Source organism: Teredinibacter haidensis, assembly GCF_014211975.1.
GTDB classification, from domain to species: Bacteria; Pseudomonadota; Gammaproteobacteria; order Pseudomonadales; family Cellvibrionaceae; genus Teredinibacter; species Teredinibacter haidensis.
In genome coordinates this window covers 3,426,746-3,449,656 of the sequence record NZ_CP060084.1, presented here as the reverse complement: position 1 = coordinate 3,449,656, position 22,911 = coordinate 3,426,746, and the positions used below count along the sequence as shown (strand labels likewise).

At 48.1% G+C, this 22,911-nt stretch carries 15 protein-coding genes; 6 read left to right on the top strand and 9 right to left on the bottom strand.

Annotation, left to right across the window (positions count from 1 at the left end):
• Positions 1–7: 7 nt before the first annotated feature.
• The 6 genes from H5715_RS13770 to H5715_RS13745 all read right to left on the bottom strand — a co-directional run bounded on the left by H5715_RS13770 (position 8) and on the right by H5715_RS13745 (position 4,927).
• On the bottom strand, positions 8–685 hold the full coding sequence (locus H5715_RS13770) for a hypothetical protein (RefSeq protein ID WP_075188249.1): 678 nt from the start codon (positions 683–685) through the stop codon (positions 8–10).
• A complete protein-coding gene (locus H5715_RS13765; RefSeq protein WP_075188248.1) occupies positions 685–1,116 on the bottom strand; it encodes a type IV pilus modification PilV family protein in 432 nt (143 codons plus the stop codon). Before H5715_RS13765 ends, H5715_RS13770 begins: the two co-directional genes overlap by 1 nt.
• Positions 1,094–1,558 (bottom strand): pilus assembly FimT family protein, encoded by a 465-nt coding sequence (locus H5715_RS13760; RefSeq protein WP_075188247.1) that lies wholly within the window; start codon positions 1,556–1,558, stop codon positions 1,094–1,096. The genes H5715_RS13765 and H5715_RS13760 overlap by 23 nt, the downstream gene beginning before the upstream one ends.
• Complete coding sequence (locus tag H5715_RS13755) at positions 1,555–1,989, bottom strand: type IV pilin protein (RefSeq protein WP_075188246.1); 435 nt, start codon at positions 1,987–1,989, stop codon at positions 1,555–1,557. The genes H5715_RS13760 and H5715_RS13755 overlap by 4 nt, the downstream gene beginning before the upstream one ends.
• 532 nt (positions 1,990–2,521) lie before the next feature.
• Positions 2,522–3,091 (bottom strand): SixA phosphatase family protein, encoded by a 570-nt coding sequence (locus H5715_RS13750; protein WP_075188245.1) that lies wholly within the window; start codon positions 3,089–3,091, stop codon positions 2,522–2,524.
• Between the two features lie 54 nt (positions 3,092–3,145).
• Positions 3,146–4,927: an ABCB family ABC transporter ATP-binding protein/permease gene (locus H5715_RS13745; RefSeq protein WP_075188244.1), complete on the bottom strand. Its 1,782-nt coding sequence runs from the start codon at positions 4,925–4,927 to the stop codon at positions 3,146–3,148.
• 178 nt (positions 4,928–5,105) lie between these two features.
• On the opposite strand from H5715_RS13745, the gene H5715_RS13740 reads away from it, so the two are divergent.
• On the top strand, positions 5,106–5,453 hold the full coding sequence (locus H5715_RS13740; protein ID WP_246434546.1) for a hypothetical protein: 348 nt from the start codon (positions 5,106–5,108) through the stop codon (positions 5,451–5,453).
• 9 nt (positions 5,454–5,462) lie between these two features.
• On the opposite strand, the gene H5715_RS13735 is transcribed toward H5715_RS13740, so the two are convergent.
• From H5715_RS13735 to H5715_RS13725, 3 genes are all read right to left on the bottom strand, one after another.
• A complete protein-coding gene (locus tag H5715_RS13735) occupies positions 5,463–7,892 on the bottom strand; it encodes a M48 family metalloprotease (RefSeq protein ID WP_075188242.1) in 2,430 nt (809 codons plus the stop codon).
• A 70-nt stretch (positions 7,893–7,962) separates the two neighbouring features.
• The gene (locus H5715_RS13730) at positions 7,963–8,694 is read right to left on the bottom strand and encodes a M48 family metallopeptidase (RefSeq protein WP_083608279.1); all 732 of its coding nucleotides are present in this window, start codon (positions 8,692–8,694) and stop codon (positions 7,963–7,965) included.
• Position 8,695: 1 nt separating this feature from the next.
• A complete protein-coding gene (locus H5715_RS13725) occupies positions 8,696–9,103 on the bottom strand; it encodes a secondary thiamine-phosphate synthase enzyme YjbQ (protein WP_075188241.1) in 408 nt (135 codons plus the stop codon).
• A gap of 185 nt (positions 9,104–9,288) precedes the next feature.
• On the opposite strand from H5715_RS13725, the gene H5715_RS13720 reads away from it, so the two are divergent.
• The 5 genes from H5715_RS13720 (at position 9,289) to H5715_RS13700 (ending at position 22,799) form a co-directional block, all read left to right on the top strand.
• The gene (locus tag H5715_RS13720) at positions 9,289–11,118 is read left to right on the top strand and encodes an ABC transporter ATP-binding protein (RefSeq protein ID WP_075188240.1); all 1,830 of its coding nucleotides are present in this window, start codon (positions 9,289–9,291) and stop codon (positions 11,116–11,118) included.
• A 772-nt stretch (positions 11,119–11,890) separates the two neighbouring features.
• On the top strand, positions 11,891–15,160 hold the full coding sequence (locus H5715_RS13715; RefSeq protein WP_075188239.1) for a TonB-dependent receptor: 3,270 nt from the start codon (positions 11,891–11,893) through the stop codon (positions 15,158–15,160).
• An 82-nt stretch (positions 15,161–15,242) separates the two neighbouring features.
• Entirely contained in the window at positions 15,243–19,751 is a 4,509-nt protein-coding gene (locus H5715_RS13710; protein ID WP_139309952.1) for a hypothetical protein, read from the top strand.
• A 501-nt stretch (positions 19,752–20,252) separates the two neighbouring features.
• Positions 20,253–21,488, top strand: a complete 1,236-nt coding sequence (locus H5715_RS13705) for a hypothetical protein (RefSeq protein WP_075188237.1) — start codon at positions 20,253–20,255, stop codon at positions 21,486–21,488.
• A 96-nt stretch (positions 21,489–21,584) separates the two neighbouring features.
• Entirely contained in the window at positions 21,585–22,799 is a 1,215-nt protein-coding gene (locus H5715_RS13700) for a hypothetical protein (RefSeq protein ID WP_075188236.1), read from the top strand.
• Positions 22,800–22,911: the final 112 nt, after the last annotated feature.

Sequence of the window (22,911 nt, the reverse complement as noted above, 5' to 3'; positions counted from 1 at the left end):
TACCTATTTAGCTGCTAATGGCATTGGGATTGATAGCGGTGGTGTAGGCATTCGGCAGACAATACTGATATTGGATCGCCGAGACATTGGCGCCTGCTAGCTGTGCGCTGGAGGTTGTCGTTACGTTGACCTGCAGGCGGTCGGTAATGGCTGCGCTCAAGCCGTAAGGTGTGCATGAGGCCTGGATAACGTTAAAGCTGAATAGCTGATGGCTCTGGTTGCGAAACTGGGCCAGCGTGTTGGTTGGTGTCCATTCCAGATCGGTGAGTGTGCTGTTGGCATTGCAGTCAGTGGTGGCTTGTACTTGCACTATTTTCCTACCGGTGGTGTTAGATGCGGTATCGGTATAGTTCTGCTCGAGTACGCCGCGGCAGAAAAAAGCCCCGCCATTGCGATAGCGCCAATAGAGGCCGACATCGGAACCATCCACCTCGGCAACTACATCGTTGGCCGTTGTCACCTCCATGCCTAATCCAGCGTTGTGTAGATTGTGCTGAATTTGCATCAGGCTGCTGGCGATCTGGCTGTCTAATATCGCATCGGTCTTTGAGCCGACGGTAATCTGCATCAGGCTCTTGTGCATCGTCATACAGGTAAGAATACAAAGCATGGATATCAGTGAGCCAATCATCAAACCAATAATGGATACGCCTCGCTGACTGTGGATACGAGAGAGCGTGTGCATCAGTTTTGGCCCTGGTTGTCAGTTGGTGTTATCGCTGGTGAGGCGCCAACCGAGATATTGCCGATACCTTCAATAGTTGCGGAGAGAATGACGGGTGTGCTCACATCGGTGATCGTATGGCCGTCCACGATTGCGGTTGTGGTTGAGCAACCAGATACACCCACAGCGGTGGTAAAGTTTTGAGTTTCTATTGTGCTGCCATCGCAAAGGTCTGTGGTGTTTGAGCGATTAATCACCCTGCTGCGCAATTCATTGATCACCTGGTGCTGGACTTTGGCGTCGCGCTGGCTTACGGCTACTTTGGAGGCAATGTGGGAAATACCCATACCGGCAATGGAGAAGAGCACAACGCCTATCAGCGATTCCACCAGCATGTCACCTTGCTGGCCTCGACGGAGGCGCGCTGATTTACAGTAAGGAGGTTTGGACATTTGTCGCTCCGGAGCTCAGTACGATAGCGTTAGTGGCGAGGCAGCTATTACAACCGGTGGTCGTCAGCAGACCCTGATTGTTAAGGCAGGCGCAGGTAACGGCGGTATTGTCGGCCGTAATCGACAGCCGTGCGTTGACAGTGGCAGACCATGCGAGCGTCGTGCTACAGCTGGCTGCGGCAGCCGTCGTTGCTTCCCTTACGCTTATCACGTTATTGGCTATACAGAGCGCGGCGGCGGCGTTATCACCGGTTTTACCGTGTTCGTTACGCAGCGCGGTGGCCTTGGCGATGCCGTAGGCCTGGACCATCATATTTTCGCCGGCCATGACTCGGTTACTGTCTACCCAGCCATCGGTAAATGACATACCTGCAACGGAGAAGAGTCCAAAGAGGGCGATAACAACGAGTAGTTCAATCAGTGATAGGCCCCCTTGCTTCATATCCAGTCCCCGGAGCTTTGGGGGCAGCCTGTGGCCGTGCGGGCGTTATTGGCGTTGACGGTGAGGGTGCAGCCTGCGAGGGAGTTTTTCCCGGTGGCGGTAATGGTGTAACCGGTGGCTGCCGAGACAGCAGAATAGTCGAAGTCATCGGATGTCGGGTTCCAGCCGGTGTAACGACTCGACAGGTCGACGCTATCGGCAATAGAGGGATAAACCAGTGTGCGTTGGTATTCATTTTCAATATTGACGGTTAAAGCGACCAAGTCTGCCTGGGCCGTCCGCATTTTGCTGCGTTCGACAAAGTTTGTATAAGAGGGGAGGGCGATACTGGTAATGATGGCGGCAATTGCTAAAGCAATTAGTAGCTCGATCAAGCTAAAGCCGCTGTTCTGGCCGCTTTTTGGGTTGTTGGTAACGAGATTCGTCAGCATTTTCGGATCCTTTAAAAAAAAGATTGTGAAAACCTGTTTATCCCGCACAAAACATACCTGGTATTTGGCGCTCTGATACCGTTTTTCTGACTTAGCTTTTAATGATTCCCTGTTTTTCCTCGCGCGTCCATACAATGAAATTACGCCTGACTGTTTTTTTAACGATATTTTTTATATGTTTTTTTGCTAATTAATAGTTTTCAATTATGAAAATATTATCTAATAAGCAGGACTGGTTCACATGATTGGCGTGATTGTCAAAGTATGATCGCTTGTTGTTCATTCTTTGTAACCACTAGTCTCTAGGCTGAAAGTATATAATTTTAGAAAGTTGGCGTCTCTTCCATCTATCCGATAAATTTGGGGTTTTATCTTTAAAATAACGAAAACGTCTTAAGTTTTGATGGTTGTGCGTTAATTGGTGTATGCATTGTCTGCCTGGGGCGTCGACGGAGTAAGATCCCGACAGTGAGCAACCTCTCAGGTTTAGTGCTCGCAAAATGGGGTCAGGTTGACATTTTTACGCTGTCGTCTAGAGGTATTTGATAGCTGGCTCGCTACACGAGTTTGGCGGTTGGCTCGAGATTTTTTTAGGGTAGTCGAAGTCCACCAGGCTACCACTGCCTTGTGTCAGCTGGCGCCAGTGTTCGCATTGAAAGTGCAGCGTGGTAATGGCGCAAGTGGGCATTTTTTCGACCTGTATACCACTCAGATGATTGTGCAGTTCTGTAATATCGGGGTTGTGGCCCACCAGCATAATCGCTTCGCTGTCGTCATCCTCTTTTATAATTCTATCCAGTATTGAGCACAGTCCCTTAAAGTAAAGGCACTCCTCCATATAGACTTGTGTCTCGGGTAGGTTGAGTTGCGCGGCGAAAATACGTGCTGTTGCCAGTGCCCGCCGGGCGGGGCTGGAGACGATTTTTTGCGGCAGCGGAAATTGACCGTCCGCTTGTTGAATATGCTCCGCTAAGCGTTTCGCCATCAAGGGAGCGTTGCGCTCCCCGCGTTTGTTCAGCGGCCTTTCTCTGTCGCTAAGCGGTGGATCGCTCCATAAAGATTTGGCGTGGCGAACAAGGTAGAGCGTTTTGGTCTTTTGCATGTATGCAGCTTCCGTGCGAAATAGTTATCAGTAAAGTCTTATGTAAGAGCGTTTTTATTCGGTTTGTAATTGTAGCTGCCATAACTGTGCGTATTTACCACCCAAAGCGAGCAGCTGCGTGTGGGTTCCCTGCTCAATAATTGTACCCTTATCGAGCACCAGAATTTTGTCCGCATTCACAATTGTTGATAAGCGGTGGGCAATCGCGAGACTTGTTTGGTGCTGGGCGATCTCTTCCAGAGCCAGCAAAATACTTTTTTCCGATTTGCTGTCCAGCGACGAGGTCGCTTCGTCAAAAACGAGTATCGGTGGTTGTTTGAGAATGGTTCGGGCAATGGCGACGCGTTGTTTTTCACCTCCAGAGAGTTTCAGGCCGCGTTCGCCTACCAGGGTTTGAGCACCTTTGGGTAGGGCGCCTATAAACTCATCCAAGTGTGCTAGGCGAATGGCCTGCGCAACGTCTTCATCGCTGGCGTCAATACGGCCGTAGCGAATATTTTCCTGAATGCTGGTGTTAAATAGAATGGTGTCCTGTGGCACCACTCCAACGGCGTGGCGCAGAGAGGCCTGGCTATAGTGGCTGATATTCTGGTCATCTATCAAAATGTCACCACTAGTGGTGTCGTAGAAGCGAAATAGCAGTTTCAGAATGGTGGATTTACCGGCACCGCTGGCACCGACGATTGCGACCTTTTCATGAACGCCGATTTTAAAGCTTACGCCGCGCAGGATGGGGCGTTCTGGCTGGTAGTGGAAGTGTACATTACAGAATTCAATTTCACCCCGTAACACGCATATTTCGGGGGCATCTTTACAGTCTTTTACGCCCGGTTGTCGATCCAAAAGAGTGAACATTTTTTCGATGTTGGCCATGGAACCTTTCATTTCACGGTAGACAAAACCGAGCATATTCAGTGGCATGAAAATCTGCATCATAAAGGCGTTGATCAATACAAAATCACCGAGCGTCATGCGCTGCTGAGCGACATCGTAGGCAGCAAGAATCATCGCGGAGGCCATGGAAGCTGCGATAATAAAGGCCTGTCCGCCATTGAGTGCAAACAGTGTTAGACGGTTTTTGCGCTTGGCTCGCTCCCAATCGGCAAGGTCGAGATCGTACTGCTGGGCCTCGTACTCTTCATTGGTGAAATATTTCACGGTTTCGTAGTTGATTAGGCTGTCGACCGCCCGTGTACTAGTTGCCGACTCTGCCGTGTTGGCCATACGAATAAAGCGTGTACGCCACTCGGTGGCGAATACCGACCAGCCAACGTAGGAGACAACCGCCGCCAGTATGATTAAGGCAAAACCTGCGTGATAGTTAATCAGTAACAACCCTGCCACGAGGGCAATTTCCAGCAGGGTTGGAACAATATTAAACACCATAAAGCGCATCAGAAAGCTAATGCCGTGTATGCCCCGCTCTATATCGCGCGACAAGCCACCGGTACGACGATTAAGGTGAAAATCGAGGTCGAGGGAATGTAAGTGGCGGAAAACTTTTAGCCCCACACGGCGCATGGCTCGTTCGGTAATACGCCCGAACAGGGTGTCGCGCAGCTCGCCAAACAGGACATTGGCGAAGCGTACCAAACCGTAGGCCACCAATAGCGCCAGGGGTACGGTAGCCAATTCGGCCGCAGCACTACTGGTATCGAGGTGATCCACAATATGTTTCAGTACAAATGGCAGGCCTACCGAGGCGACCTTTGCACCGATGAGGCACAGTAGGGCTAACGCGATCCTCCCGGGGTATTCCAGCAGGTAGGGAATAAGAGTATGCAAAGCCTTCCAGTTAACGTCGGCGAAAGCAACATCGGTTTTTTGTCCGCGCATAAAAATCCTTACGGTTTAATTGAAATAGCATAAGCCGCATTTGAGTTAGCTACCAGCTTGAAGCAACGCTCTGGAGAGACTAAATTCAATAGAGCTTTTTCAATCGAGATTTATGTGATTACTGATTACTGATTATTGGCTTTACAGCAGCCAGCTACTGGTTACCAGTTATACCGGAATGGTGACAGGCCAGGAGCTGATTAATGGTGCCTTGCATAAAAGTGGCGATATTCGCTTTGATCGGGTGCGTTTCATTTTATCGGATTGGTCGTGTGTGACCAAAATGGAGGCAACACCGCAAGAAATTAAAGCCTTAGTCGCCTGCTTGAGGCCTATCAGTAAAATATGTCCCTACGCCAAAATGGCTTCGCTGGTAAACCCCGATCCAACGGGGAATGCCCTGGTAGCCTGGTACAAGTTTCTCGCTGACGATCTGTGCTGGAATATAGATATTCTAAACAGCGTAGAGGCCGCTCAGCAGTGGTGCCCGCTATACCGGGATTTTATTCGCGGCCAGGCTGTGTAACTCAGTACTTTAGCTCGTCAGCCTAACGGGCGTTATATTGTTTGCTTGTTCTGCATCTCTTGCAATGAGTGCCAGTTGATTGTTTATCATTCGATTGGCCTCATTCATTCCATGGGTAATTTCGCAGTAATAATCGATTGATTCTAGCGGTTGTGCATTTTCGTGATCAAACTCCTGTTTTACATGTGCCTGAACAAACTGGGCCAATGTAGTGAAATCATCCTGAAACCCCCAGTGATGGTTGTCAAAGGTGGCCAGAGCCGATGCGCAAAAATCACCAATATCTCGCGTGACACGGTTAACTTTTTTCAATAATGCCGTTTCTTTTTTCCCGGAGATACGTGCGATCAAAATGGGTAGTGAGCCAACTCGAATGCGCAGCGAGTGCAGTCGCTGATGATGGTTGTGCAGGCTAACCAGCATTTGTAAAAGGCTAACGCCCCGTTGTCGTTGTACCGCTTGTGGATGAAGGGCGATGCCGAGAAAAAGTCGGGTGCCCATCAGCTCAAAAAATCGCTGCATACGTTTTTGCCGGGATTGATAATTGAATTTCACTTTATTGTAGTGAGTCTGAAAATGTTCTATCTGTTGCGGTAGCAGTTTCAGTTCTTCTGGGGTAAAGCGGTAACCGGCTTTACGAATTTCGTTGGCGGCAGAAAAATGGACAAACTCCTCCTCTTTCGATTCTTCACTTTCGATTAGTTGCAGGTAATCAGGGGTGGCGTGACGAATACGGGCAATGTTTTCATTTAGCAGTGCAATGCGTTCGGCCTTGTTTAAATTTTTAATCTGCTCTGGGGGTGGGATGCGCCAGTAGCTGTGGCTATTAAACCACTGGTTAAAGTAATGCGTGCTGAGCTGGTCACGCAACTGATCCTTTTGTGCAAGAGAGGAGAGTTTTTTAACGTCGACTAAATCCGCCGTGCTAAAGGTGAGGTCTTGATTCTGGTAGTAAACCCGGGTCGCCTGCCGGAATAGCGCGTGGCTCTTTTCCAATAAATCCGATGCCGGTAGGTTTTGGGATTCGGTACCGCTTAGGTCTAGATCTTCCGCAGCAATAATTCGCGTCCTATCGGTAGGGTAATCATGCTGTTTTCGTGTTCGCCCTTGATTTACTTCATCGGCAAGCAGCTTCAGTGCTTTTTGATCAATATTTGTTACGAAGTGTTTGGTGAGTGCTGGCAAGTTATCGACAAGGTGTACAACGCCAAGGCTGCCAAACACCTTTTCGTAGGCTTGGTGAAAACAGTGGTTTGTCACATGTATCTGGGTGAAAGTCTCCGCCAATTCACGGGAACCGATAAGTGAAGTGGCGTAATGGTCGGCAACTAACGTTTGTAGCTGTGTGGCGTAACGACCGCTGATTTTATACAGCAGGGAAAAAGGCCGCAATATCACTGAACTCGCATGCAGCGCCTGTATCATCAGGTAAGCCGATAAATGCTGGATTCTACTTTCGGCGCCGTGTGCTTTGGTTTCTGCCAATTGTGACCAGTTGTCTGTGTGTTCGCTCACTGAAAGCAGTTGTTGATACAGCCAGTGATGCGCGCTCTGGATCAATGCCTTGGCGGGATGTTTTAAACGAGCCGCTTCGTGTGCAATAAGACCGGCGAGCTGACGGCTGTTTAATGCCGTGAATAATGGAACGCCGATAGTGAGTTCTCTGTGGCCAGATAGTGGGTGTGCCAAATCGCAGGAGTATGTGCTGCTGCACCGAACATCGTGGTTAAGATAAATCTGTGTTGGCGGCTCAGCGCCCAATAGTTCGTATATCTCACGGATAAACTGGAGTAGCTTAGCCTGTTCGTTGTTGTCGATTAGGCATTTCCCGGGAGGCGCTGTTGCTCGTGCGAACACAATCCGTAAAAGCATTAATAGGCAGGCCGTGGCCACAAGAGCGGGAATAATGTGAAAAACAATGATCGCGGTAGTACTTGAATCACTGTCGAGAATAAGGGCAAGAATACGGTTGGTGGTGAACCATAAAAGAAGAAAGCAGGCGAGCATATAGCCCAGTGAGGTGGTAAGCAACGCTAACAGCGAGCTGAGAATTGCAGAAAACTGCAATGCCACCGATGGCTGTGAGCTGACAGGCACGCGAAGAAACGAAGTGGATAGCGGCGCGGTTTGATCCTTTGCCGGGGCGATGGGTGGCTGATCATTAATGGCTTTTTTAACGGGCGATTGAATTTGCTGTAGCCGAATGCCAACGCCATGGGATTCGAATAGATGACGGTATTTGGTGGCATCTATTTTAGACAGTTGTTTTTTAAGGCACTTACTGGTGCCGATCAATAGGGTGCCAGCTGTGGAATAGGGGACTTTAAGCGTTTGGGCAAGCCAGGATTGCACCTGCGCGGTATCGTAGCCGTCGAGAATTTCTCCCGTTAGCAACAAGTTAAAGCGCGCATCATGTGCAGTGGTCTTGGCCGTGGACATTGTGAATCCTCAATGGCATGTAAATAATCTACTTTATAGCATGAACACCCTTTGTGCTATTGGCTACTTGTCACAGTTCTCCGTGTTTCAAGTGCCTGTGCCATTTCTCCCAGCCTGGCATAAACTTATCCAGCAGTGCGTAAAACCGGTGGCTGTGATTGGCTTCGTATAAGTGCACCAGTTCGTGTACCACCACATACTCCAGGCATTCACGAGGGTACTTGGCGAGTTCCAGATTTATCCAGATTCTGGCCCGCTGGGTGTTACAGCTTCCCCAGCGGGTTTTCATTTTTTTAATCCCCCAGAACTGAGCCCTTTTTTTTACTTGGACTTGCCAGTTTTCCGCCAGCTCGGGTAATACTTGTTGAAGTTGCTGGCGATAGAAAGATTCTAGTATCAGGCGTCTTTGTTCAAGGTTATCGTCCGCCCGACAGTATAAAACGATTTTGTTCTCTATATGTTGCGCCGGGATTCTACTTGCACTTAGCTTTATTTCAAGCGAGTACGTTTGCCCCCAAAGGGAATAACATTCTCCGGTTGTGATCTGGGGCTCTGGTACCGAAGGGCGCGAGCGGATATTCTGCCGTTGCTCTTTAATCCATACAAGCCGCTCACGCACCATGGCTTCGATATTGGCATTGCTGGTAGCATGGGGAACCGAAATACTCACTGCGCCATCCGGTGGGCTGATCTTCAAGCGCAAATACTTCATTGTCTTGCGGGTAACGGCTATATCTAGCCCGGCTATACACATCTTGCTTTTGCGTTGCGCTCTTGTGGATCGACGTCGAAATATGGCCATGCTATTCGCCTATATGCACAATCACTTTGCGGGAACCCGCCATACGGCGATGTTCCCACAAATAAATACCTTGCCAGCTACCCAGTGCCAACTGCCTATCAACTATGGGAATGGAAATACTGGTGGCGGTAAGAGCTGATTTTATATGCGCGGGCATATCGTCATCTCCTTCCAGCGTGTGTGTATAGAGTGGGTCCCGTTCGGGCACCAGGCGATTTAACCATCGTTCTAGATCATGCTGGGCGGATGGGTCGTAGTTCTCCTGGATCAGCAGGCTGGCAGATGTATGCTGTACAAACAGTGTACAAAGGCCTTCGCGCAGCTGAGCTTTGGTGACTAGCGCAGTAACTTTCGGCGTAAAGCTGTGCAGGCCTTGGCCGGACACAGAAATATGAAGTGTAGAGATCATTGAGTTACCGGGTAATGAATGGTGCCGCGCTATTATAGCAGCGTAATAATGTTATACCGGATCAAGTCGAGTCCGGTTTTTGTCCCCGCCAAAGCTGGTCGACCTAGCTTAGTTGCTTCGGAGCACCCTAAATAGTGTTGTTGGGTTTCACTACGTTTAACCCAAGCTATGCAATCGAGAATTACATGTACAAATTTTTTGAAAAGTTGATTAAACCGTTTCCTGCTCAAGAGCCTCTGCAGCCACCTAATACTTTGTTTGCATTTTTACTGCATTACACCCGTGGCTGTGAAGTCTACCTGATTATTTTGGCGGTGACTGCGGCGCTAACTGCGGTGCTTGAAGTCTTGCTGGTTGGTTTTATGGGCGAGTTGGTGGATTGGTTTTCACTATATACGCCAGAGACCCTATTGCAGGAGAAAGGTGGGGCGATGTTGCTGATGGCGCTCGTGCTATTGGTCGTATTACCTATAACCGTTTTTATTCACTCCACGGTAATGCATCAGACCCTTCTGGGCAATTACCCTATGACTATTCGCTGGATGGCTCATCGGTATTTATTGGGGCAGAGCTATGCCTTTTACCAAAATGAATTTGCTGGCCGAGTGGCAACCAAAGTTATGCAAACCGCTTTAGCCGTTCGCGAAACCGTGATGAAGCTTCTGGATGTGGTCGTTTATGTGGCTGTCTATTTTGGCAGTGTCATTGTGCTGGTTGCAGCGTTGGATCTTCGTCTGGCGAGCCCTTTTGTTGTATGGCTATTTCTGTATATGGCTATTATGAGATATTTCCTGCCCAAGCTGGAAAGCATCTCTTCGAACCAAGCAAATGCGCGCTCGGAAATGACGGGCCGTATTGTGGATACCTATACCAATATTTCCACCGTAAAATTGTTTTCTCATTCACGAAGGGAAGCCGACTATGCCCGCGAAGGGATGGGGCAGTTTTTAACGACGGTCTATCCGCAAATGCGGTTGGCGACGTCGTTGGGGATGTCGCTGTGGGTGTTAAATGTCTTCGCCATTTTCTCCGTTGCTTCGCTATCGATTTGGTTGTGGACAAAGGGAGAAACAAGCGCTGGAACGATTGCCGCAGCTATTGCTCTGGTGCTGCGTATGCACGGTATGTCCCAGTGGATTATGTGGGAGATATACAGCTTGTTTGAAAGTATCGGTACGGCGCGCGATGGCATGAATACCGTGGCGCAGCCACAGGAAGTTATGGATGAAGAGCAGGCGCAGCCGCTACAGGTGAGTCGCGGACGCATCAGTTTTAAGGATGTGTCTTTCCACTACGGGAAAGGTCGTGGTGTAATTGAAAACTTTTCGTTGGATATTAAACCGGGCGAGAAAATCGGATTTGTTGGTCGTTCGGGTGCAGGTAAATCGACACTGGTGAATTTGTTGCTGCGTTTTTTCGACGTGGAAGCAGGTAATATTTTTGTTGATGAACAGAATGTTGCTAAAGTTACACAGGAAAGTTTACGTGAAAAAATTGGAGTCGTTACTCAGGATACCTCCCTGTTACACCGATCGGTGCGGGATAATCTGGTCTATGGCCGACCTGATGCCAGTGAGGCGTCAATGATTCATGCGGCGGAGCAGGCAAAAGCCGAGGAGTTTATTGCGGAGTTGACTGACCCCAAAGGGCGCAGTGGCTACGACGCCCACGTGGGTGAACGCGGTATTAAACTGTCGGGCGGTCAGCGCCAGCGTATCGCTATTGCGCGCGTACTGCTAAAAGACGCTCCTATTTTGATTATGGATGAAGCCACCTCGGCCTTGGATTCAGAAGTTGAAGCGGCCATTCAGGAAAATCTCTACACATTAATGCAAGGAAAAACCGTTATTGCCATCGCTCACCGGCTTTCGACAATCGCGGCATTGGATCGTCTTATTGTGTTGGAGGAGGGGCGTATTGTCGAGCAGGGTTCTCACCGGGAGCTGTTAGAAAAGCAGGGCTTATACGCTCAGCTTTGGGCGCGGCAGTCGGGTGGTTTTTTGGGGGAAGTGTAGGGGAGCTCTAAAAACCTCCTACCAATGCGTCAATAAACCCCCGGTTTTTTCTCGCACCCTAAAATGCAGTTTTGAATTCGCTACCCCCCCCCCTCCAGAGAGAGATATCAAAAAGCGCATTAATGCTTCCCTACAGCACCGCCAATTCATCAACGAATTGGCGGCCTTTAATACTCCATCCTAATGTGCAGCCCACATCGAAAGCGCTAGGGGTTTGTCTTTAACTTTTCTGTCTTTACCACCTTTACCACGAAATTTTTATTACGTTAACGTTACGTGAATAATGGTTGACATTTCCGCCTGAACAAATCCCCTACAGTCTTTTCATATCTAAAATTTTCTGCGAAAGAACGAGAAACAGTCTCGCTCCGCAAATTTGTGCGGGCCTCATTCCGATGCCAGGCACATTATTCGGTGTTGATATTGTTCTCGCTTGTAACCGGTGCTCAATCAGACGCTCCCAACTATCTCGTTGCTCGAGAATCACTTTTGTAAAGATTTAATGCCGATGAACAGATAAAACTGGTCCGTCACAAAAAGTTAATGTCGCAAAATATTTTTTTTCGCGTCTTTATAAGAAGTTCATTTGCGTTTTTGTACATAGAAAGGCTCAATTTTGACAAATTTATTACCGCACTACCGAGATGTCGGTAGTGCGGATTTGTGTTGTGCGTCGATAACTGTCGTGCCAAAAAACATCTATTAAAACATAGGGATTCCGCGACTGTGTACGAGAAATTCGTTAGCTAACTTTATTGATTAGGAGTTTTTTATGGGGGTTTTTTACAAAAAAATACTGGCGGCCAGTATCGCTCTGTTGACGGTAAGCCAGGGTTATGCCGCTGCGTTAAAGCTGGATTTGGTAATTGACGGTAAACCAGCGCAAAAAATTGACGTGGTTCTGGATGGCCAGGACATTGGCCGTAGTGATGGTCGCGGAAGGCTGTGGTTTGCTGGTATTACCGGTGGCCGCCACACACTGCGTGTGTTCTCTGGGGGGGATACAGTGGCATATCGTTTTTCTGTAAAAGAAAGTGAAGCGGCATTTATTTACCTTGCTAAGGATAGAGGTAAAAACGATTATGTAAAATCGATTCATTATGTCCCCTTGGAAGGTGTTTCTGTCACCAGAAGTGATGACGGAAAAGTGCAAAAAATAAGCGTAGATACAGCGGTTGTGGTAAACGGAAAAATATCGGGGATTGTAACGGGTGAGAGTAATACCGTTATTGCAGGTGCGCTTGTTTCTGTGAGAGAAACCCAGATGTCTACGCGCACCAATCGCAACGGCGAATACTTGTTGGAATTGCCTGCTGGCACACATCAATTAGAGATTACTCATCCAGACTATAAGCAACGTGTGGTTACCCCGGTGAATGTGGCAGCAAAACTGGTAGTAGAAATGGACATCCTACTGCCATCTGGGGCCGAAGGGGGTTACCCGAATAGTATTGAGGAGGTGCAGGTGCTCGGGCGGGCGAGATACAAAAGCCCAATAGATATTGAGCGGCTGGCGACAACCTCGGTATTAGATGCGATTAATTTCGACGAAGTTAAGCGTTTCGATGATAGCACCTTAAGTTCGGCCTTAAAAAGAGTGGTCGGTGTGAGCCTGGAGAACAACCGCTTTGCGATTGTGCGGGGAATGAAGAGTCGTTATCAATCGGTACATTTTAACGGCGCGGTATTACCCAGCACCGACCCAGCACGCCGTGACCTGCCAATGGATATTTTCCCCACGACGGTAATGCAAAGCCTGTCCGTGCAAAAAAATGCCTCTGCCGATATACCTGGTAGCGCAACTGCTGCGCATATCGATATGCGTTCAAAGCAAGCATCAGAAGAAGCGTTTCTCAATATGTCCATGTCTTTCGGGTATGGGGATATGCATGAACGTGACGCGATGATGGTGGAAGGTGGTGATAACGATTGGTTGGGTATAGACGATGGATTTCGCGATATGCCTGAATATGTTCAAGAGGTCAAAGGCCAATATATTAACACTGATGTTGAAACACCCGGAATTGATAGAGAGCGTTTGGGCGAATCGTTTAATCACTACGGTATTTATATTGGCGATGCACAGGGCGATGCTTCTCTGTCTTTAAGTGGTGGTAAAAGCTGGCAACCGGCAAACCAGCTTCTGGGGTTTGTCGGTTCTTTTCGTTACAGCAATAAATGGCAGAATGACCGCAAAATCAATTACGATTTTGGTATGGTTCCAGTCTTAGATGAATATGGGAAACAAGTTAAAAATGAGGATGGGAGTTCAGCGAAAAAAATTGGGTTGGTTGACGCCTCAGTAACCTACGATACCAATAATATAATCGATATAAGTGGCATGCTTAATTTTGAGTGGAAAATTAATGATAACCACCAGTTTGGCCTGAATAATTTGTTGTTACGTCATACTACCAATTCCGCAGAAATGACCACGTCACCTACAGGCTATACCCAAGAAAAAATGGCTGAGGGCAATTGGGATCCTGAACAGTTTCCCTATGATACCAGTACGGAGTCTGCGAAACGCCAGGATATTGACTGGATTGAAGAGCAGTTGTTTAGCCATCAGTTGTGGGGGAGTCATCTAGTTAATTTACCGACAAGTCTGTTAGGGGGGCTCTCGCTAGACTGGCAGGTTATGACCGCCAACACTGAGTATGAAAGACCAGATGCCAAACGTTATACGTGGTTTCGTATGGGGGCAGGGAATTACGAGGCCCGATTTGGTGATGAACAGTACTCACGCTGGGAAAAAATGGAAGGTGAAAATACCGGAGGGCGGTTAGATATTTCGTTGCCTATTACAGCCTGGAATTTTTCGCCGATCACTCTGAAAACGGGTTTATATCGATACGGCTATGATACCGATGGCTATCGCTACAGTTATAAATATGGGGGTACAAGTCGCAGTGATGTTTATGATGAATATACACAACAAAATGATCCGAAACTGATTTTCGTTGATGAAATTATTGTAGGGAGTATATATGAGGAGGGCTTGGTTAGTAGCACCGGTGGCCTTAACCCGGATTGGGAAGTCGGTATCGATAAGGGAGATCATTACAAGGTAGAGCAGGAGTATGATGCTAGTTATTTCTCAACGGAAATTGAGTTCTGGGAAAATCTGCGAGCGACATTGGGTGTTCGCCGTGAAAGTTTCTCAATAGCTGCCGATCAGTATTATCTGCAACCGGAGCCACTTTATGGCTTATTGGATGAATCCTTCAGCCTGCCTTCGGTGGGTTTAACTTATTTATTTTCAGATGCCTTGCAATTGCGCACCGCCTACTCCGAAACGGTAAGCTGGCCGGAAACCTTTGAAATACTGCCGCGTATATATCGCAATATTGAAACCATGGAGAGCTATAAAGGGAACCCAGAGTTAAAACCCGCACAAATTAAAAACTACGATATACGGTTGGAATGGTATCCGGCTGAAAATGAGTCTGTCACCTTGGCAGTATTTAATAAGGATATGACGAATGCGATAGAAAACCGTTTTGATCGCAAAGGGGACGACTACAGCTATTATACCTTTGCTAATGTCGATTCTGGAAAAGTTACCGGCTGGGAGCTGGATGCTCGTCAGGACTTTACCCTGTACACCACTCACGAACTCTTCGCACAGCTTAATTATACTGATATTGAATCGGAAGTGACTTTGCCGCCTGACTACAACGAGTATGACCTTAACCGCCCACTACAGGGGCAGCCGGATTATATTGTTAACCTGCAGTTGGGATACGACCATATACCCACCGATCAGCAGATAACGTTGGTATTTAACCGTAAAGGTAGAGAGCTGAGTGTGGTAACCCCGGCCACGGGTAATAATGTTTCTAATGTTTATAGTGAACCATACAATGATTTAAAACTGGTTTACAGCAAACGTTTTCAAAGCGAGTTTAATGTTTTGGTTACTGTAGACAATCTTCTCAATTACGAAAAAAGGTATGAGTACGAAAATACGGGGGGGGCTCCATATTTAACCTATGAGCCCGGTACCCGCTACAGCGTTAAAGTCCGTTACGAATTTTAAAAAGGATGAAATTATCATGCTGAGTATTTCGTTATTAAAGAGATTTATTAACACATTATTCGATTTTTCGAAGGACAAAGATATGTTTAATGCAACGACCAACGCCGGAAAATCCATGGGTAAAGCAGTTTATACCGTGATCCGCACAGGCGTTATGTTTGGGGGGCTATTCTTATTTGTTGGTTGTGGCGACAAGTCCGACGAACTTGTGATGGAGGAATCGCCGGAAACTACGTTAAAACAATGCGAAATCCTGTTTTACGGGGAAGTGGGCACGCCAATAGACCCTGTGGTGGTCAACGGGGAAACCGTGGCGGCCTGTCAGTTGAACTTGGGCTTTGGTCAGCTGCAAACGCACGACAATATTGCGACGGATAATAGTTCTCAGCGCAAAACACCAACGCTTAAATCCAGCTGGAATTATAAGCCTCTTGTCTGGGTGTTAGATAGTGTCTACGAAGTGGGCCAAAGTATGGAGTATGCCAATCTGGCGGAGCTGGAAGCCGATATTCAAATGTTTGATTTTGGCGATTCAACTTACGCCAAAGAAAATAGCGTGGTTATTGTCCACCGCAACGCAGCTTTGTTGGCAGGCGTAATTCACTCTCTGGATGATAATACGATTGGCGGCGGCGAGTGGGGTGGTTTTGTTGTAAACGGATTTGGACATCATCAGGACTGCCCCGAAAATGCCAGCGCCGATAATTTTTGTAATATTCAAGGTCCTTACGGCTATTTTGGTGGCTTGGGCCAGGGCCAACGCGTTCCAGAAGGCAGTTTATTTCATCCCGCTAGTTCGGGGAGGAGCCCCATTCCTATGGGCTTTATAGGTGGCATTGCCGAGGCTGGGCAGCCGTTGGCCGTACATATAGAAGGGTATTCGGGCGGTGTGCTAAGCGCTGCACTTACCGCCTACGCGCCCTACGCCATCACCTTACCAAAGGGCGTTTACTACAGTGCAACCGACGGTATTGCCTTACACGGTGGCTACTGGGCCGGTGACGGTGGTTATCTCAATCAATATTTGCTGATGAAGGGCAATCAAGGCCACTCTATCATCTGGGACAGCGGTTTTGTCGGCACGCTATCGGGGGTAATACTGCATGATTCCGCTGCCGCCGCTGTTTCGGCTGGTCAAGGCAGCGTGATATTAAAACAGTTAACGCTGGTGGACAAAAATAAGACGGCAGGTACAGCATTGACCCTTGGAGAGGCCGCGTCGGTGACTGTTACCGGCAGTGTGATCGATGGGTTTTCATCCTGCTTAGCGGTAGCTGGCCCAAGTGTTAATGCGACCGTCAATAATACCGTATTCCACTGCGAAAATACCCAAGCCGCCAACGACACCTATGCGCTAAATGTGATTAACGCGGCGACCAACCTCTATACCGTCGATCCAATGTTGTCGCCGCTTTTCCACGTGGAAAGTGAAGCGATAGTTGTACCCGATAACACAATCGGAATATCTTGGGGGAAGACGGGTCTGACATTTGGCGACAGCATGCTTACGCTTGAATTCCCAGAATGTATGGGCGTAGGAACGGCATTGGCAGAGAAACTATCGCTAAAAGGTGGCGAGTTTACGGTATGTCAGCTAGACGCTCAGGTTAATACCAGTGCTATATTACGGAGTTTCTTCGATACCGAGGGCGATTTTGATCACAATCAGAACCTAGATTACACAGCGGAAAACGTGGCCTGGCTGATTGATGGCGAAGTCACCATCGGTGCGGATTTTTCCGCTCTTACAGCAGAGCAGCAGTTACAAAATTTACAGGCGATGCAAAAGCTTACGGTTTTTGGTTCATCGGTGGTATTGGCCAAAAACGACACCAATGCTCGCCTGGTGATAAACCCTGGTGTAGACCTGAATATTCTCGGTAGTGCCGATACGCCGGTCGCTATAAAAGCGGTCAGCTCTGGCGAAGGCGCGATTACATCGGCCTGGGGAGGGTTGGAAATTAATGGCTGGACTGCCGACTGCCCGAATACAGGGGTGTGTGCCGAGGCAGAGAAACCACGTGTAAAGGTTGGTTATCTGCGATTGTTTGATACCGGAGCGGGTGACCAACCGGCCCTGAGCCTAAATCAGCTTGGATCCGGCGATCAATTCAGCCATCTGGATATTGCTGGCGGTGCCGCCGCCGGGGTGGCCATTAGCGGTGGTGCAGTAAACCTGGACAACTTGTTGGTCTCCGGTGTGAGAGGAGACCAATTGAGCTGGCGCAACGGTTATACCGGCACCATACAGTACGGCATACTGCAGGCAAACGATGCGCACAGCGGCTACGCGTTACACGGTAAAAACCGGGAAGACAATCACAATGGGTTACCGCGTTCGCGTCCCGTACTGGCGAATATTACGGCTATTGGTGGCGACGCGAGTAAAAGCGCCATTTTGCTTGAGCAGGGCTCTGGTTTGATTCTCTACAACTCGGTTATGGCCGATTTTCCAACTTGCTTGGATATCGATGATGAGGCGACGGCTCTACTTCAGAGCAACCAACCGCCCGGTATTTATTTCGAGAGTGTTGTGCTGGACTGTGATGCCACCCTGGTGGAAGAAGACGAAGATACCGGTGCAGATTATGGCTACCTTACCCAGCAAAGCGGTAGTGTCTATGAGGCACCAGCGGTATTGGATACCAATTTTATCGCTACCGGTGAACAGGTGCCGTCCGGAGCGACGCTGGATAATGCACTGCTAGGGCCGCAAGCCTACGAGGCCCTAGCAAACACGGCTTACGCCGGTGCGGTGTTCGATGTCAGTGACAACTGGTATAGCCACTGGAGTGATTCTGTGTCGGTAGTGCTATCACCGGAATGTGACTACCTGGGGACACTTGAAGACCCTGGGGATTATCCTTTTTATGTTGAGTATAACAAGGCCTTATTTCCTGAAGGCACATTTAATTCTAGTGCTCGCCAGCTGCAAAAAATTTGCAGCTTGAGGGGAACTGTAACGGAAGATTTGATCCTCCCTGGTTATACCGGTGCCGACCGTGCCGCCTACGAAAACGGTGAAAGGGTTGGAGGTACTTACTACACCGACGATCAAGATGTAATGTTCTATACGGAAGAAAAATTCTTTATTCCCGCGCCCACGGTATGGTTGCTAAACGGTATGGTCCATATCGGCAAGGGCCATATGGAGCTGACGGATACTGCGCAGATCACCGAGCTGAAAGCGAACCCGGTAACCCTGACAATTGAAGCCAATGCCATAGTTATGGCCGCTACCGAGAACAGTGGCTTGCATATTACCCGTGGTGGGGCGTTGATGGTGGCGGGCGAACCCTATTTTGAACGGGTCGATGAGGATGACAGCCCAGACAATGACAATACATCCGCGCCCGTCAATTTTATTGGTCTTGCTGAGGATTTTCCCAACGGCGTTCGGGTGGATCAATACCGTTACGAAGACGATCTGGACAGTCTGGCGAAAAATCGTGCGGTTAACGAGCCCCTGGATGAAGGCTGCCTTCCCTGGAAAGGCCTTATTGTCGATGGTTTTGGTCGCCATAACCAATGCCCGCAGGCAGATACCGCCGAGCCGGGTTCGCAGGTGTGCAATATCGCCGGGGAATACGGATATTACGGCGGCTACGATAATGACTACGACAACCTGTTTGCCAGTCATCTGATTGTGGATAATGCGCCGCTTCACTTTAATGCGGTGGGCCGTGGCGCCGTGCTTAACTTGTTAATGGAAGGGCGTTACGACGAAATCGGTGGGAGCTTTCTTGGCAGCGCCCGTATAAGTTTTGACGGCGGTGCGGTGAATATGGATACCGTCACTATAGGCGCAAGCTATAATCGATGGGGACAAATGCTTAAATGGAACCACGGTTACCAGGGAACTATTCAGCATTTCTATGCCCGAGCGTTTTTACGGCTGGGCTCCGCAAAGTATGAAGCGCCTTTACTTAACGACGGTACGGCGCTTTACCCGCTGATTTCCGGCTTTAATATTGCCGAAGGTGATACGAATACAGATAGTAACGCCTTACCCCGCTCTATGCCCACCCTAGCCAATATTACGCTGTATGGCCGGGAGTATGATCCATACGAGCAGCAAAGCAGTTATATTGAATTGGGATATGGTTCGGGCCTGTTTCTCTATAACAGCGTTATCGGTGCGAATAACCGTTATTTTGACGATAACGAATTGCTGGATTACGCCGCTAAACTCGATGACTCTGTAACGGATCTACTGGGGTCTGCAGTTGTATTTGATCAGGTGGCCTATAGTGCCTTGAGTGGGTTTTCCACTAACGGCAGCCCTTCGTCGGCTTTCGGGAATTCAGACGTCATTACCGTATTAGACTGGACTATTTCTCGTGCCAGCAGCGAGACAGATTACGACGACGGGGCTGTCCCCGGTCTAACGGTGCCCTTCAACCACAACCGTTCTTACCCTGCAGAAAGTATTGTGTACGGCGCGGACGGTATATACACAGAAGCCGACAAGCACCCGATCGATTACTCTACGTCCACTACAGTCGATAGCAGTTTTATTGTTAATACCTCCTACCTGGGTGCCCTGGATTACTTCCTGGTGCTGGACGGTGGTGAAACCATTGTGGATTGATGGTTAACTCTAATGGGAACAGCGTTGCCAATTAATATAAAAAAGGGCTGAGAGAAGCCCTTTTTTTGTTGTTAACAAACAGCCACCCGCTACTCGGGCGGATTTTTATTTTATTTAAATAATCGTTTTCTTGTTAGAGGTGGGTTCAAGCTAAAAATTTTTGTTAAAGTTATTTTTGTAGCTAGAAAGATCCTTGTTAGAGCGAAACTCTTCTGTGTCAATTCGATTAAAAGTTTAGTTTTTATTGTTATGCGTGAATAGCTATTTATAGATAATAAATATAGTTTCCGCCCATCTTGTGTCATAAAAATAAAGGATATTAAACGCATCCGGGCTATCCGGAGTTAACCGGTAATTACCGGTTTTTTCAGTGTGCAGTTGAATTGTATTTGCCCACTATATGTTTTTGTTATCCGCTTTTAGAAATAAGGGTAATTTTTAGAAAGGTAAAAATATTTTTTTAAATTGATTCGTAATGGTCGTTAACTAACGGAGTATATTATGAAAAAATTAGTATTAGCTATAGTAATGATGGCGGCAGCAGCCAGTGTGAATGCGCTAACAACACTGGGTACTGGCGATGATGATTGTTTGGATAACGGTTTTTTGGTAGACGATAGCTACTCATGGAACGGGGACAGCTATGTTTACTGTGAGCTGCCGGCGGATATTGCCGTTGGCGATGCTGTTGAGCTGCTTGTTGAAAATGATGATGGCTATAAAATCCTCTGGGTTTTACCCCAGGTTGTAGTGGTAGGTGATGGCCAAGTACAGGGAGCGCTGCCAGCGACGGCTGATGATACCCGCCTAATTATTGAAGGTGGTGCCAATATTGTTGGAGCAATTGGTAATTCTGCATTGGTTATTACCCGCGGGGCCTCTATTGAAGCCGCTGGTTCTTCCAACCATCCTGTTGTGTTCTCTTCGCTGGATGAAGGCTTTGCCGGCGCTGGCGAATGGGGCGGTCTGATTATTTCCGGTTTTGGTGTGGCCAACGGCTGTAATAGTGGTGCCGATACCTGCACCATGGAAGGTGTTAGTGACGGTACCTTTTATTACGGTGGTAGTGCCGATACGACCCATAGCAGCGGTAGTCTGAGCTATGTGGTTATTACCGAAGGTGGTCATGAAGTACAGGTGGACACTGACGGTGACCCAGACCCCAACAGTAATAGCGGTGATGAAATTAACGGTCTGACACTCTACGCCGTTAATGATACCACCTCGATTTTTGGTGTTCATGTAAACGAAAATGATGACGATGGTATTGAATTTTTTGGTGGTGATGTTGACGTAACCAACTTGTGGTTAACCTGTAACGGTGACGACAGCGTGGATTGGGATTTCGGTTATACCGGTGATATTACCAATGTGAGTGTTGTGCAAGCGAATGGTCAGGATCACGCTTTTGAACTGGCTAATAATCCGGACGATGACAACGCCTTACCCCGCTCAAATGGTAGCGTTGAAAATGCTACCGTTGTATTGGCTGGTGGAGCGGTTGATGTACCGTTTAAATTAAAAGAAGGTACTGATGCTTCTTTTAAAAACGTGGTTGTCAGTGGTTATGCGGGAATTAATTGTGAAGTGCCTGGACAGATACACTCCGTAACAACAACCGACTTTAACGGTGTTCTATACGATTGTAATAATGCAACGGGCCTCCTGCCTGTTTCTACTTCTCAGGCCGGTTTTTCAGCGCCAACTTTCTGGGCAGACGCGCCTGCTTGTAATTAATTAAATTATCTCCCTTACCTTGATGCGCAGGCACTGCCTGCGCGTTTTTCCTCTCTTTAATTATTTGTTCCAAATATGTTGAAATAGGAGAAAACAATGAAAAAAATAGTTTTAATCACAGCCGCACTGGTGTTTTCTACAGCCGTTAAAGCGGAAACTGATCTTGGTCTGGACGCTGCCTGTAATTATAACGGTACTGCAATTACTGCCGACTATTCGTGGCAGGGCAGCGAATACGTCTACTGCCAACTGCCCGCATTTATTGCTGTTAATGACGAAGTGAAATTGGCAGTAGACAATGCAGACGATCAGCCCATTTTATGGGTAATGGATGGCGTAGTAACGGTTGGAAACGGTTACGTAGAAGGTGCAAACCCTGCAACGGTTGATAAAACCGAATTAACGATTAAGGCCGGTGCTCGTCTAGCTGGAGCCAGCTTGCGTTCTGCACTGGTAATTAGCCGTGGTGCAAGTATTTACGCCTCTGGTCGTTCCACTCGCCCCATTATTTTCTCCTCGCTGGATGATAACTTTACCGGTAAAGGTGAGTGGGCCGGTGTTGTACTTGCCGGCTTTGGCGAAAGTAACGACTGCGGTGAAGAGGAGTGCGTTATTAAAACAATTGGTAGCGGAAGCTATTACTACGGCGGCAGCAATACTCAATTGAGCAGCGGTCAAATGAAATATGTGGTTATAGCCGAGGCGGGTAGTGTTACACCTAATTATCCTCTCGGGAGAGGCCTGCAGCTCAATAACGGCCTTAGTCTGTATGCTGTTGGCAGCAGCACTAATATTACGGATATCCATATCCAGGGTTCTTTGGGTGATGGTGTTGAATTCTTTGGAGGGGATGTACGGCTGAACAAAGCTTGGCTGAGCTGTAACCTGGATGACAGTGTTGCCTGGCGATATGGCTACACAGGTCTGGTACAGAACGTTAATATTACGCAGCAGTTCGTTGCCGACAGCGCTTTTGATTTAGCCAATAATATTAGGGATAACGGCGCTACTCCGGAAAGCAACGGAACCGTCGATTCTGCATCGATCCGCTTTGTAGATGGACTTTATGTGAGTGAACCGCTGAACCTGAAATACGGTACAGATGGTACATTCACCAATATGGTCATTAGCGGCTATGCGTGGCAGCGCTGCACCAAAGAAGGTTCTCATCTGGTTGAGAGCGGAGATTTTTCCACCATCAGCTATGATTGCGTTAACGACAACGGTTTGCTGCCGCCCTCCGACAGTACTGCAGTAGGTTTTAGCACCGACAGTTTCTGGACGACTGAGCAGGGTAATCCTGGTTGTTAATGTTCATCACGCGGTAGTTTTATCATATCGGGCACATTAATGGTTAGCCGTGCTCGATGTGCAACCCCGTATTAGTCTGACGTCTTCCTCTTTTCGCGCGCTAATACTGATC

Excerpts from the sequence above, each read along its gene's own strand:
- H5715_RS13740 (WP_246434546.1), top strand. The coding sequence starts at position 5,106 with ATGGTGACAGGCCAGGAGCTGATTAATGGTGCCTTGCATAAAAGTGGC.
- H5715_RS13720 (WP_075188240.1), top strand. The coding sequence starts at position 9,289 with ATGTACAAATTTTTTGAAAAGTTGATTAAACCGTTTCCTGCTCAAGAG.
- H5715_RS13750 (WP_075188245.1), bottom strand. The coding sequence starts at position 3,091 with ATGCAAAAGACCAAAACGCTCTACCTTGTTCGCCACGCCAAATCTTTA.
- H5715_RS13715 (WP_075188239.1), top strand. The coding sequence starts at position 11,891 with ATGGGGGTTTTTTACAAAAAAATACTGGCGGCCAGTATCGCTCTGTTG.
- H5715_RS13745 (WP_075188244.1), bottom strand. The coding sequence starts at position 4,927 with ATGCGCGGACAAAAAACCGATGTTGCTTTCGCCGACGTTAACTGGAAG.
- H5715_RS13760 (WP_075188247.1), bottom strand. The coding sequence starts at position 1,558 with ATGAAGCAAGGGGGCCTATCACTGATTGAACTACTCGTTGTTATCGCC.
- H5715_RS13725 (WP_075188241.1), bottom strand. The coding sequence starts at position 9,103 with ATGATCTCTACACTTCATATTTCTGTGTCCGGCCAAGGCCTGCACAGC.
- H5715_RS13705 (WP_075188237.1), top strand. The coding sequence starts at position 20,253 with ATGAAAAAATTAGTATTAGCTATAGTAATGATGGCGGCAGCAGCCAGT.
- H5715_RS13700 (WP_075188236.1), top strand. The coding sequence starts at position 21,585 with ATGAAAAAAATAGTTTTAATCACAGCCGCACTGGTGTTTTCTACAGCC.
- H5715_RS13735 (WP_075188242.1), bottom strand. The coding sequence starts at position 7,892 with ATGTCCACGGCCAAGACCACTGCACATGATGCGCGCTTTAACTTGTTG.
- H5715_RS13765 (WP_075188248.1), bottom strand. The coding sequence starts at position 1,116 with ATGTCCAAACCTCCTTACTGTAAATCAGCGCGCCTCCGTCGAGGCCAG.
- H5715_RS13730 (WP_083608279.1), bottom strand. The coding sequence starts at position 8,694 with ATGGCCATATTTCGACGTCGATCCACAAGAGCGCAACGCAAAAGCAAG.
- H5715_RS13710 (WP_139309952.1), top strand. The coding sequence starts at position 15,243 with ATGTTTAATGCAACGACCAACGCCGGAAAATCCATGGGTAAAGCAGTT.
- H5715_RS13770 (WP_075188249.1), bottom strand. The coding sequence starts at position 685 with ATGCACACGCTCTCTCGTATCCACAGTCAGCGAGGCGTATCCATTATT.
- H5715_RS13755 (WP_075188246.1), bottom strand. The coding sequence starts at position 1,989 with ATGCTGACGAATCTCGTTACCAACAACCCAAAAAGCGGCCAGAACAGC.